Below are 12,303 nucleotides of genomic sequence, written 5' to 3'. Positions count from 1 at the left end.
GATCTGGCCCAAGGAGCGACCAAGGACCGCCGGATTTCAAACTGAAATTTTACTCCGGGCAAGCCGGCCAGAGAGCGGGAAGCTCCTCAAGGGCGTGGGCAAGACAGGAGTAACGGCGATGAAGTTGTTCACAGGTTCGGTTGCAGCCGCCGCCCTCGCGCTCAGCGCACTCTCGGCCCAGGCCCAGCTGGCGACATCGGCCCGGATCGGCAGCCCGGTATTGATCAAGGTATCTGACATGGGCGGGCCCTATGCCGCCATGCCCGAGGTTCCGCCGCCGCCGCGCTTCGGCCGTGTCCCGAGCCTGCTGCCGCCGGTCGAGGTCTACACCGTGCTCCGCGAGAACGGCTATCTGCCGCTCGGCGCCCCCCGGCAGCGCGGGTTCGTCTACACGATCTCGGTGATCGACCAGGGCGGCGACGACGGCCGGCTGGTGATCGATGCCCGCGACGGGCACATTCTCCGCTTCACGCCGGCCTATCGGCTCGGCGACAATTACGACGAGGAGCTGAGCGCCGCCTATGGTCCGGTCGGCCCGATGCCGCGGCCGATCCAGGCCCGGGTGCCGCGGCCGCCGGCTCCGATTCCGCATGTCGCGAGCCGCGTGCCGGTGCCGAAGCGCAGTCCGCTCGCGGCCAAGGCGCAGGTTCCCGCGGATACTCCGGCTCCGGCGGCCCAAGCGGCTGTCCCGGCCGCGGTCCCGCAGCCCGCGCCCACCCAGGCGGCGGCGCCTGAGCCTGCCCAGCAGGCCGCTGCAGCGCCGAAGCCGGCCGAGGCCCAGGCGGCGCCGCAGGCCGTTCAGCGTGCCGAGGCCCCCACCGTCGGCCAGGCCGCTCCGCCGCCGGCGCCACCCGCGCCCGCGATCCTGCCGACCCAGGACATGCCCAAGGTGCAGGGGTTGGAGTGACGGGCTACGAAGCCAACAAAAAACGCCCCGGTTTCCCGGGGCGTTTTCGCGTGCAGCCAATATCTGCTGACGCGGGACGTGTTGCTTAGGCGGCGACCTTCGCCGAGCCGTCAACGACCTGCGGAGCCTTCTCGCCGCCGCCGATCGGAATGCTGCGGGGCTTCTTGGCCTCGGGAATCTCGCGGACGAGATCGACGTGGAGCAGACCGTTCTCGAGCGAGGCGTTCTTCACCTGCACGAAATCGGCAAGCTGGAAGACGCGCTCGAAGGCGCGGGACGCGATGCCGCGATAGAGCACTTCGGAGGTGTTGCCGGAGTTCTCGTTGGCGGTTTTCTCGCCCTTGATCGTCAGCGTGTTCTCCTTCGCGACGATCGACAGCTCGGCCTGCGAGAAGCCGGAGACCGCAACGCTGATCCGGTAAGCATTCTCGCCGGTGCGCTCGATGTTGTAGGGGGGATAGCCGGGGCTGCCGTCCGAGGTCACCTGATCGAGCAGGCTGAAGAGGCGGTCGAAGCCGACGGTGGAACGATAGAACGGAGTGAGGTCGTAGCTACGCATAGGGTTAGTCCTCCAGTGAGCGACTGTTTCAGTTACCCGCCCGCCATCGGGCCGGGCTTAGATGTGTGCAGCCTGATGTTCCGGTTCCGAAACACTGGTAGCGGCCTGCACTGAGGTGATATGGGAGGGGTTACGTCGCGTTCAAGGGACGGAAACAGCGTCGCTTTTGACGCCCGTGCCCTTGATCTCCACTCCGTCCCACCTACCGGTTCCCCGCATGACGCTCGTCTCGATTCCCGCCAATCCGGTTCCGGACGACGTGGTCAGTGGCACCATCAAGACCCCCGACGGGGCCGAGCTGCGCTTTGCGCGCTGGGCGCCGCCGCCCGGCCGCAAGGGCACGGTCTGCGTGTTCGGCGGGCGCGGCGAGATGATCGAAAAATATTTCGAGACCGTGCGCGATTTGCGCGACCGCGGCTTTGCGGTGGCGACGATCGACTGGCGCGGGCAGGGCCACTCGTCGCGGCGGCTGCGCGATCCGCGCAAGGGCTATGTGCGCGACTTCGCCGACTACGAGGTCGACGTCGAGACCTTCGTGCAGCAGGTGGTGCTGCCGGATTGCCCGCCGCCCTATTTCGCGCTGGCGCATTCGATGGGTGGCGCGGTGATGCTGCGGCTTGCGCATGCCGGCAAGCGCTGGTTCGACCGCATGGTGCTGTCGGCGCCGATGATCGACCTGCCGCGGCGGCGCGTGTCGTTCTTTCCGAGCGCGCTGCTCCGGATCATGCGCCTGGCCGGTCAGGGCGGCCGCTACGTTCCGGGCGGCGGCGGCGAACTGGTTGGCCTCGCGCCGTTCATCGGCAATCCCGTGACCAGCGATCTGGTGCGCCACGCCCGCAACGCGGCTATCCTGGAGGAAGACCCGACGCTCGGCATCGCGGCGCCGACCATCGCCTGGGCCGACACCGCGTTCAAGGCGATGCGCACCTTCCGCGGCATGTCGTATCCGTCCGAAATCCGCCAGCCGATCCTGATGCTGGCGGCGAGCAATGACGAGGTGGTGTCGACGGCGGCGATCGAGGAGTTCGCCTATCATTTGCGCGCCGGCTCGCATCTCGTGATCGCCGGCTCCAAGCACGAGATCCTGCAGGAGCAGGATCGCTATCGCGGGCAATTCTGGGCGGCGTTCGACGCCTTCGTGCCGGGCACGCCGCTTTTCAAGTGATCCGCCTGTTTGCGGAAGGCCTGTGGCTCAGGCGTTGAGCAACGTGACGATGCGGTCCGGAAAGCGCCGTTCGACGAACAGCGTCCTGACCTCGGCGACGCTGAGATAGCGGTCGTTGCCGTCGCCCTTGCCCATGATGTCGAGCAGCACCGGCCACTCGCCGAGCATCAACAGCGGATAGTAGCCGTGCAGGATCGCGTAGGACGGCGGATGCTCGTCCTTGGCGCGCTGGAAGTTCGCGGCCATGAAGGTCTTGATGTCGGACGCCGACAGCCCGCGTTCGGTGCCACCGTCAGGATTCGGATAGTCCTTGCCGAAGGTGGCGAGCCTGGCGATCTCGTCCTCATGCACCACCGCATGCTGGTCGAGAATGCGTGAGCCGGCGCCGTGCTTGTCGAGCGGGCCGTTGCGCAGCTCGTCGAGGATCGCGCCCTGGGTCAGGCTGCGCAACTGGCTGAACGGGCCGATGCCGTTGGCCATCTGCGCGACCATGAAGATCTTCGCCTTTGCGTCGGCACCCGCCAGGCCCGTCTTGCCGGTGGCGCGTCCGATCGTCCCGGTCAGTTCGGGCAGCGGCACGATATGACCGCCGACATAGTTGCCGGCGACGAGTGCGCGCAGGAACGGGCAAGGATTATTGGGGGAAACCTGCGGGGCAGCGGCCTCGCTTGCAGGCATATCGGACATCAAACCACATCCTGAAAAGCTTCAGCCTAAAAAGCATCCATTACCAGCGGATGAACTCGCTCAGGATTCAGCGGCGAATTTCGGCGTAGATGCAACCAGAACGAGTTTGCCGAAGGGCAGGCCGGCTTTCAAGAGGCCATCGCGGTAATGCGCGATGTCGGCCGGGTTCTTCCAGTGGAAATTCCGCAAATGACGTTCGACCGTCAGATCGGGATGACTGGCGAGCAGCGCCTCTGCCGCCTGCGCGGCCTCGTCGGCGCGGCCAAGCTGGGCGAGCGCCGCGGTGCGCACCGCAAGGCACTGCAGATGGTTCGGGTTGAGATACAGCCCCTCGCGCGACCACGACAGCGACGCGTCATATTGTCCAAGCAGATAATGGCTGAACGCGTTCAGCCCGGCCCATTGGTAGCGCGGGTCGCTGTTGCCACGCTGGACCGCCGTCGAGAACAGGTCGACCGCCTTGCGGTGGTCGCCGATCACCATGTGGCAGATTCCGAGCACGCCGCGCGCGCCCATGTCGTAGGGGTTGAGCTCGATCGCCCGCTTGATGGCATCCATCGCGGCTTCGTAGTGGCCCTGCATCGCGTGCAGATAGGCCAGCAGCGAAAACGCGAACGAGGAGCGCGGGTCGAGCCGGACGCTGCTCTCGGCCAGGCTGACCGACGAGGCCCACAATTCGCGCGTGCTCGGGATCCAGCCGAACTGGATGCTCTGGATCTGGATCAGCGCCAGATAGGCGCGCGCGATCGACAGCGCGGGGTCGAGCTCGATCGCCTCCTTGAACAGCGCGATCGCGGTGTCGCAGTCGTCCTTGGTCTGGTGATAGTAGTGCGACAGGCCCTTCAGGAAGCGGTCCCACGCCGTCAGTTCGGCATTCGGCGAGCGCGCCGGTGCCGAGGCCTCGGCACGGTAGATCTCCTGGGCCACCGCGGCGGAGAGGTTGGCGGTGATCTCGTCCTGCATCGCGAACAGGTCGCCCATGTCGCGATCATAGCGGCCGGTCCACAGCTGCTCGCCCTTCTCGGGAGCGATCAGTTCGGCGGAGACGCGGATCTTGTTGCCGGCGCGGCGTACCGAACCCTGGATCAGATAGGTCGCGTCGATCTCGCGCGCGATCAGGCGGGTCGAGACGCTTTTGCCCTTGTAGGCGAAGGTCGAGTTGCGGCTCAGCACGCGGTAGAAGGATTGCAGCGACAGCGCGTGGATCAGATCCTCGGTCAGGCCGTCGGAGAAATATTCGTCGGCGCCGCCGCTGAGATCGTCGAACGGCAGCACGCCGACGATTGCGGTCCGGTATTGCCCCGGCAGATGCGGACCGTCGTCCGGGGTCTTCTCCTGCAGATCGGATCCGGCCGGCGCCCAGGTCCAGACATGGATCGGTTCGGCGATGTTCTTGAAGCGGTGCGGGCCGGCGTCCGCCAGGATGACGGCAAGCCGCCGCCCCGCTTCGGTGCGGGCCTTGTCCGATACCGCGATGCCGCCGGGCGCTGCGACCGTCTCGAGACGGACGGCAATGTTGACGTCGTCGCCGAACACCTCGTCCTCGTCGGCCATGACGTCGCCCATGTGGACGCCCATCCGGAAATGCATGGCGCGGTCGGCCGGCAGATGCTCGTTGCGCTCGGCCATCATGGTCTGCATGGCGACGGCGGCTTCGATGGCGCCGATGATGCTCGGGAATTCCAAGAGGAAGCCGTCGCCGGTGTTTTTGACGATTCGGCCGCCATGGTTGAGGATGATCGGGTAGATCGCGCTGCGGTGCGCCTTGAACGAGGCATGCGTCCCCGCCTCGTCGGCGCCCATCATGCGGGAATAGCCGGTAATGTCGGCGCAAAGAATGGCAGCGAGCCGTCTTTCCATATTTCCTGTGCCCTGGAATGGCCACTCAGCCGAGGTGACCGAATCCGATACTTACAAGACAGGCCGGGTTCGGCGGAAGCTCGGTTTGCAGGCACCTATAATGCATAGTAGCAGGAATTGGCATGCGACCAACGGATCGTACAGTCCGTTTGTCTACTGAATTCGTGTGTCGCCGGGATGGCGCCGGTCGGCTGACCATCCTTATCCGGCCGTTACTTACATAGGTTAATTGCGCTGACATGCTGGGAATTCACGAACTTTGGCTTTTCGTCCTGCCTGCTGCTCAACATCACGCCGGGCCGGATACCGCTTATATCGTTGGGCGCACGATTCAGTTGGGATGGCGCGGCGGTGCCGCTGCGGCAATCGGTATCAGCTGCGGCTGCCTGGTCCATGTGCTGGGCGCGGCGATCGGGCTGTCGGCGCTGCTGATGGCGTCGTCGACCGCGTTCCTGGCCGTCAAGCTGATCGGCGCGGCCTATCTGGTGCTGACCGGCCTGCAGATGCTGCTGTCGCGCGCCAAGCCGATCGCGGAGATCACCGGGCAGGGCGGTGAGACCTCGATCTCGCTTGTGTTCTGGCAGGGGGCGCTCACCAACATCCTCAATCCCAAGGTGGCGCTGTTCTTCCTGGCCTTCCTGCCGCAGTTTGTGGCGGCGGACGCGCCGCGCAAGACGCTGGCCTTCCTGGTGCTCGGGCTGATCTTCATCACCGGCGGCACGCTGTGGTGCTTCGGCCTCGCCGCCTTTGCGGCGAGGGCCGCCGGCCGTATCAGGCAATCCGCCGGCGTGATCGCCTGGATCAACCGCTCGCTCGGCGCGCTCTTCATCTATCTCGGCGTCCGCGTCGCCATGCTGGAGGCGCGCTAAGCGCGATGAGATTGGGGTGAATCGTCCTCGCGCTTCAGCCCTTTAGTTTGGGCATGATCTTTTCGGACCGCTTCGCACTTTTCCGGATCATGCCCTAGCCGTGGATCTTGAGCAGCGCGCTGCCGGCGAGATAGATGCCGAGCAGGATCATCGCGATCAGGAACCAGCGGCGGAAGACGTCCGGCTGCATCCGTGTGCGGACGGCCTGGCCGATGAACATGCCGGTGAATGATGCGACCATCGCGACCGCGCCCGGCAGTGCGGTGGCCGCCGTCAGCAGGCCCGAGGCCGTGAGGTTGAAGGCGAGCGCGATCGTTGCGGTGGTGAAGAAGACGCCGAGCGCCTGCACCAGCTCGTCCTTCTCCATGCCGATCGCCTGCATGAACGGCATCGAGGGGATGACCTGAACTCCGGTTGCGGCCGAGATCAGCCCGGTGATGACGCCGACGATGCCGCCGATCCATTTCTCGTTGCGGCGCGCAACCTTGAAGTTGAACCGGCTCAGGCCAACGATCGCGTAGATCACCAGCAGCACGCCCAGCACGACGGTGCCGTAGGCCGCGTAAGGCCCGGTCAACAGCCCGGCATTGATCCAGATCCCGACCACGGTGCCGAGCATCAGCGGCCACAGCCGCTTGATGATGTCGCGCAGATAGGGGCCGACGAAGGTCTGCCAGATATTGGTGACGATCGCCGGCACGATCACGATCGCGATCGCCTGGCCCGGCGGCATCGTGGTTGCGAGCAGCCCCATCGCGACCGTCGGCAGACCGAGGCCGAGCGTACCCTTGACGAAGCCGGCGAGCAGGAAGGCGAAGGCGATGAAGATCAGGAGATGGTCGACCATAGCGGCACATTGACCGATCGATCCGATCGGCACAATCTGGAGGTTACGGAGTTAGCCTTCGGACGAGGCGAAGGTATGGGGCGGGAAAAATCATGCGGTTCGACCTGATCGACTTGCAATTGTTCATCGCGGTTTCCGATGCGCGCAGCATCACCCAGGGCGCGGCGCGCGCGAACATGGCGCTAGCCTCGGCAAGCGAGCGAATCAAGGGCCTCGAGGAGGCGCTCGGCGTCGCGCTGCTCAAGCGCGGCCGCCGCGGCGTCGAACTGACGGCGGCGGGCGAGAGCCTGCTCGGCCACGCCCGCATCGTGATCCACAATGTCGAGGCGTTGCAGAGCGATCTTGCCGCCTATGCCAGCGGCGTCCGCGCCAACGTGCTGCTGCTCGCCAACACCTCGGGCCTGTCGGAGCACCTGCCGCGGGCGCTGGCCGCCTTCCTGCACGAATATCCCGACATCAGCGTCGATGTCGAGGAGCGCGAGAGCACCGATATCGCGACCGCGATCGCCAGCGGCGCCGCCGATCTCGGCTTCGCCGCGGAACACGCGCTGCCCGACAGCGTCGAGCGTTTCCTGTTCAGCGAGGATCGCCTGATGCTGGTGGCGTCGCGGCGCAGCGATCTCGGCGGCCGTCGCCAGATCGATTTCCAGGAAGTGGTTGGCCGCGATTTCGTCGGGCTTACCGCGACGTCGGCGCTGCAGGTCCATATTTCCCGCCACGCGGCCAAGCTCGGCGCGCGGCTGCGCTTTCGCGCCCGGCTGCGCGGCTTCGACGCCATCTGCCAGATGGTCGCTGCCGACGTCGGCATCGCCGTGATCCCGGAAACCGCGGCGCGGCGCTGCGCAGCGTCGATGCCGATCACAACGATCCGGATCCGCGACGCCTGGGCCAACCGCCGGCTGACGATCTGCGCCCGCAGCTTCAAGGCGCTGCCGCGGGCGGCCAAGCAGCTCGTGGAATATTTACGGGCCGAAGCCCAGCGCTGACGGCACGCTCATTTCGTCGTCACGACGCCGGCATCCTGGATCACCTTGGCCCATTTCCTGATGTCGGCGGCGACGAAGTCGCGGAAATGGTCCGGCGTGTCGCCGACCAGCGTCAGGCCTTGCTCGGCGAGCTTTTGCTTCACCGTCGGATCGGCCATCGCCGCGGTGGCGACGCTGTTCAGTTTCGCGACGATCGCCGGCGGCGTTCCGGCGGGCACGGCCATGCCGTACCAGTTCTCGATGACGAGGTCGGGCATGCCGGCTTCCGCCGTGGTCGGCACGTCGGGCGCGGTCGGGGCGCGCTCGCGCCCGCCGAGCGCGATTGGGCGCAGCGCGCCCGCCTTGATCTGCGGCAGGATGACCGGCAGGTCGAGGAAAGTCATCTGCACCTGCTGACCGAGCAGATCGTTCACCGCGGGCGCCGCGCCGCGATAGGGCAGGCACGATGTCGATCTTCGCCGTCAGCTTGAACAATTCGCAGGCCAGATGCGGCAGGCTGCCGGGGCCGGAGGAGGCGAAGTTGAGCCTGCCCGGCTGCGCCTTGGCGAGCGCGACCAGTTCGCTCATGTTGTTCGCCGGTACATTGGTGGCGACCACCAGCATCTCCGGCACGGTCGCGACCAGCGTCACCGGCGCGAGATCCTTCAGCGTGTCGTAGGCGACCTTTTCCATGCTCGGGCTGATGGCGAGCGCACCGGCGCTCGCGATCGCGACCGTGTAGCCATCGGGCGCAGCCTTCGCGACCGCGTCGGTGCCGAGCACGCCGCCCTGGCCGGCGCGATTGTCGACGATGATCGGCTGCCTCACCAGCTCCGACATCTTCTGCCCGATCACGCGCGCGATGATGTCGTTCGGCCCGCCGGGCGGGAACGGCACGATCAGCCGGATAGGTTTGGCCGGAAAATCCTGGGCCGAGGCTGCGCCGGGCGCGAGAAGCAGAAGGGTCGCCAGCAACCTGCCGCAAATCGTCATGTGCGCCCATCCATCCCTGACTTTTCTCGTTGCCGTCAGGATGGGCGCAGATCAATCGCGCGGCAACTCAAGAAATCAGGCCAAGAGATCACGCCAAAAGATCAGGCCAGGAAATCAGGCGTTGAGCAGCTTCATCGCCGCTTCGTGCACGCGCGGATCGCCGGCTGCGATGATGCGGCCGCCGCTTTGCGCCGGCTTGCCGTCCCAGGTGGTGACGATGCCGCCGGCCCCGGTGACGATCGGGATCAGGCCGGCAATGTCGTAGGGCTTCAGCTCGGTCTCGACCACGAGGTCGAGATGGCCGGCCGCGAGCATGCAATAGGAGTAGCAGTCGCCACCGTAGCGCGACAGGCGCGCGGCATTCTCGACGCGGCCGAAGCGGGCGCGATCATCCGGATTCATCAGCAGCGGGCTCGTGGTGAAGACGGTCGCCTCCTTCAGCGAGGTGCAGCGCCGCACCGAGAGCCGCCGCTGGCCCGACGGCCCGGAGTAATGCGCCGAGCCGCTGTCGCCGGAGAAGCGCTCGCCGATATAGGGCTGGTGCATCATCCCGAATACCGGCGTACCTTTGTGCAGCAGCGCGATCAGCGTGCCCCAGATCGGAAAGCCGGCGATGAAGGATTTGGTGCCGTCGATCGGATCGAGCACCCAGACATAGTCGGCGTCCTCGCGCTCATTGCCGAATTCCTCGCCGACGATGCCGTGCTGGGGGAAGTTCGCCTTGATCAGCCGCCGCATCACGGCTTCCGCGGCCCGGTCCGCCTCGGTGACCGGATCGAAATCGTTCGAGCTCTTGTTGTCGACCGAGAGCGAGGTCCGGAAGAACGGAAGGATGGTTTCGCCGGATGCGGTCGCGAGGCGGCCGATGAAGGCGGTGAAGTCGATGACCGTCACGGCATGTCCCTGAAATGCGCAAACGACGCGGTAGAAATCGGTTGCGATCTGCCTAGCTCAATCCGGCGCGGCGCGCACGATTAACGGAGTGTTATCCCGGCCTGATGACGGGGTTCCCCACTTTCGTTTGGCTTCGGATTCGAAAGTCTCCTGGGCTTGGCGGCGGATCACGAAGTTGCGAGTCCTGGTATACAAGCTATGCGCAGGGCGCTGAGCGCCCCAGATTTTTGCCATAAGTCATTGAATCTAAATGACAAAAATCATAGCATGCGGCCTGTTGCAGTTTCGCCAGATTTACCAACATTGCAGAGGAAATGTTTCGAAAGTTCTTGCGTTTTGTGCAGCGCGGCCGCATATTGTTGCGGTGCGGTAGCGCCTCGCGCTATCGCTGCCCTCCTTGGGCGTTTCCTCCCTAGACTTGGGCCGCTTGTTCATTCAAGCGGCCCTTTTTTCTTAGGCCGACTTTTCCACGCGTGAACCTGGAATCCAGTTCGGCGCTCGGCTCGCGTCGCGAAATGGATTCTGTGTTCATGACTTCGTCGCGCACCGCAGTGCCCGTCCGAGACTTGTCTACTCCGCCGCCGCCTGGAACGGGCCGAGATCCCCGAACGGAATTTTCGCGAGCGCATCCGCCAAGGTCGCGAAGTCGGCCGCGACCTGGGCGAAGCGTGGCCCGCGCTCGCGGTGGCGCTCATCCATATAGACGGCGCGGTTGAGCTCGATCTGCACGGTGTGCAGGCCGCTCGCCGGGTTGCCGTAATGCTCGGTGATGAAGCCGCCGGCATAGGGCTTGTTGCGGCCGATCGAATAGCCGAGCGAGCTCATCATCTCCTCGACCAGGTCAGGCAATAGCGGCGCGCAGCTCGTGCCGTAGCGGTCGCCGATCACGACGTCGGGCCGGCGCGGCTCGTCGCGCGACACCCCGACCGACGGCATCGAATGGCAGTCGACTACGATCACGGCGCCGAACGCCTGGTGCGCCTTGTTGATCAGCCGGCGCAGCGCGCGGTGATAGGGCTTGTAGAGCACCTCGATCCGCCGCAGCGCCTCGTCGACGTCGAGCCGCTCGCGGTAGATTTCCTGGCCGTCGCCGACCACCCGCGGGATGGTGCCGAGGCCGCCGGCCACCCGCATCGAGCGCGTGTTGGCAAAGCTCGGCAGCCGTCCGGTGAACATGCGCGGGTCGAGCTCATAGGGCTCGCGGTTCACGTCGACATAGGAGCGCGGGAAGTTGACCCGGACGATCGGAAAGCCGCGGTCGCTCACGCCCGCGATCAACTCGTCCATGAAGGAATCTTCGGAGCGGCGCAGCGACGTCAGATCGATGCGCGAGGCTTCGAGGAATTCGGCGGGGTAGACCGAACCCGAATGCGGGGAATTGAAGATGATCGGCGCGCGCCAGGCCTGCGGCTCAACGATCTCGAACGGGGGCGACAACTCGCCAGCAAATTCGCTCATTCCCTTGGCGCCGTCCCTTGCGTCCGCCTCGCCCCGCAAGAATTGATTCTGCCGGAAAAGCGGAGATTTATGGGCGGGCATTGTCGGTAATCGCGATCATTCTGCCAAGTGAAAAGAATGTGGTTTCCGCTGGAACGGGTCTTAAAAGCAGGAAATGCCAACCAAGGTTGATTCGCTGCGGGGTTCGGTCCACAAATAGGTGGTGCTCGCCGCCTCAGGCCGGCCGCAAATTTCACCCGAAATTTACCGTCTGTCGTGCCTACTGCTCGGACAGATTCTCCAAGCCGGATTCGACGATTCCAGTCATGCCGAAAATTCTCCTCGCCGAAGACGACACCGATATGCGCCGCTTCCTGGTCAAGGCGCTCGAAAACGCGGGTTTCAAGGTCTCGCCGCACGACAACGGCATGTCGGCCTACCAGCGGCTGCGCGAGGAGCCGTTCGAAATGCTGCTCACCGACATCGTGATGCCCGAGATGGACGGCATCGAGCTGGCGCGCCGCGCCTCGGAACTCGATCCCGACATCAAGATCATGTTCATCACCGGCTTCGCCGCGGTGGCCCTCAATTCCGATTCGGAGGCGCCGAAAAACGCCAAGGTGCTGGCCAAGCCCGTGCACCTCAGGGAATTGGTCAGCGAAGTGAACAAGTTGCTGGCGGCCTGATTCGCCAAAAAAGCTTCACTTTGCGTCCTTGCCTGCCCCGCCGCGGTCCGTTATAGGGTCCCGATCCAAACAGCGCTTTGGGTGCGTAGCTCAGCGGGAGAGCACTACCTTGACATGGTAGGGGTCACAGGTTCGATCCCTGTCGCACCCACCACGCTTCGCCCTGACGGGCTTCGCGTGGCGCAGCCACGCGGGGACCTTCAGGTCCGAAGCGTGTCCGGCGTAGCTTGAACGAACGTGAAAGCGAAGACGGACTGGCGCCGCGAGCTACGGCTCGGCAAGCCACGCTTCGGCAATGGCGACGATCTTCCGATTCAACCTGTCAAACAGCTAGCTCGGTGTCATCACCCGCGCATGCGGGTGATCCAGTATTCCAGAGACGGTTGTGCTTGAATCGAGAAGCCGCGGCGTACTGGATCGCCCGGTCGAGCCGG

Annotated in this window: 11 protein-coding genes, 1 tRNA gene and 1 pseudogene; 6 read left to right on the top strand and 7 right to left on the bottom strand. The window is 65.2% G+C overall.

All coding sequences use genetic code 11. The features are described from left to right. The first annotated feature begins 118 nt into the window (after positions 1–118). Positions 119–907: a hypothetical protein gene (locus HAP54_RS04370; RefSeq protein WP_166298880.1), complete on the top strand. Its 789-nt coding sequence runs from the start codon at positions 119–121 to the stop codon at positions 905–907. Positions 908–992: 85 nt separating this feature from the next. Here the strand turns inward: HAP54_RS04370 and HAP54_RS04365 are convergent, their stop codons facing one another. After that, positions 993–1,466: an Hsp20 family protein gene (locus HAP54_RS04365; RefSeq protein WP_166298879.1), complete on the bottom strand. Its 474-nt coding sequence runs from the start codon at positions 1,464–1,466 to the stop codon at positions 993–995. 217 nt (positions 1,467–1,683) lie between these two features. On the opposite strand from HAP54_RS04365, the gene HAP54_RS04360 reads away from it, so the two are divergent. Continuing rightward, positions 1,684–2,631 carry an alpha/beta hydrolase gene (locus tag HAP54_RS04360; protein WP_029077521.1) on the top strand — a complete coding sequence of 316 codons (948 nt, stop codon included), beginning with the start codon at positions 1,684–1,686 and terminating at the stop codon, positions 2,629–2,631. A 27-nt stretch (positions 2,632–2,658) separates the two neighbouring features. Here HAP54_RS04360 and HAP54_RS04355 read toward each other — a convergent pair whose 3' ends face one another. Both HAP54_RS04355 and HAP54_RS04350 read right to left on the bottom strand, forming a co-directional pair. Beyond that, the gene (locus HAP54_RS04355; RefSeq protein ID WP_166298878.1) at positions 2,659–3,318 is read right to left on the bottom strand and encodes a hypothetical protein; all 660 of its coding nucleotides are present in this window, start codon (positions 3,316–3,318) and stop codon (positions 2,659–2,661) included. 60 nt (positions 3,319–3,378) lie between these two features. Next, entirely contained in the window at positions 3,379–5,178 is a 1,800-nt protein-coding gene (locus HAP54_RS04350; protein WP_166298877.1) for an adenylate/guanylate cyclase domain-containing protein, read from the bottom strand. Between the two features lie 239 nt (positions 5,179–5,417). On the opposite strand from HAP54_RS04350, the gene HAP54_RS04345 reads away from it, so the two are divergent. Further along, a complete protein-coding gene (locus HAP54_RS04345; RefSeq protein ID WP_166298876.1) occupies positions 5,418–6,047 on the top strand; it encodes a LysE family translocator in 630 nt (209 codons plus the stop codon). 94 nt (positions 6,048–6,141) lie between these two features. Here the strand turns inward: HAP54_RS04345 and HAP54_RS04340 are convergent, their stop codons facing one another. After that, entirely contained in the window at positions 6,142–6,894 is a 753-nt protein-coding gene (locus tag HAP54_RS04340) for a sulfite exporter TauE/SafE family protein (protein ID WP_166210421.1), read from the bottom strand. A gap of 92 nt (positions 6,895–6,986) precedes the next feature. On the opposite strand from HAP54_RS04340, the gene HAP54_RS04335 reads away from it, so the two are divergent. Further along, positions 6,987–7,880: a LysR family transcriptional regulator gene (locus HAP54_RS04335; protein WP_029077516.1), complete on the top strand. Its 894-nt coding sequence runs from the start codon at positions 6,987–6,989 to the stop codon at positions 7,878–7,880. Positions 7,881–7,888: 8 nt separating this feature from the next. On the opposite strand, the pseudogene HAP54_RS04330 reads toward HAP54_RS04335, so the two are convergent. From HAP54_RS04330 to HAP54_RS04320, 3 genes and pseudogenes are all read right to left on the bottom strand, one after another. Further along, positions 7,889–8,852: pseudogene (locus HAP54_RS04330) on the bottom strand (tripartite tricarboxylate transporter substrate binding protein). Positions 8,853–8,966: 114 nt separating this feature from the next. After that, positions 8,967–9,746 carry a histidinol-phosphatase gene (gene hisN / locus HAP54_RS04325; protein WP_166298875.1) on the bottom strand — a complete coding sequence of 260 codons (780 nt, stop codon included), beginning with the start codon at positions 9,744–9,746 and terminating at the stop codon, positions 8,967–8,969. Between the two features lie 570 nt (positions 9,747–10,316). After that, a complete protein-coding gene (locus tag HAP54_RS04320; RefSeq protein WP_166210412.1) occupies positions 10,317–11,204 on the bottom strand; it encodes an N-formylglutamate amidohydrolase in 888 nt (295 codons plus the stop codon). A gap of 305 nt (positions 11,205–11,509) precedes the next feature. Here HAP54_RS04320 and cpdR point away from each other — a divergent pair, with 305 nt between their 5' ends. Next, complete coding sequence (gene cpdR / locus HAP54_RS04315; protein WP_016843340.1) at positions 11,510–11,869, top strand: cell cycle two-component system response regulator CpdR; 360 nt, start codon at positions 11,510–11,512, stop codon at positions 11,867–11,869. Between the two features lie 79 nt (positions 11,870–11,948). Beyond that, positions 11,949–12,023: transfer RNA gene (locus tag HAP54_RS04310), tRNA-Val, on the top strand. Positions 12,024–12,303 lie beyond the last annotated feature (280 nt).

Origin of the sequence: Bradyrhizobium sp. 2S1 (assembly GCF_011516625.5) — a bacterium.
Classification (GTDB): domain Bacteria; phylum Pseudomonadota; class Alphaproteobacteria; order Rhizobiales; family Xanthobacteraceae; genus Bradyrhizobium; species Bradyrhizobium septentrionale.
The sequence above is the reverse complement of the archived record's forward strand: the minus strand, read 5'-3'. Positions and strand labels throughout refer to the sequence as shown.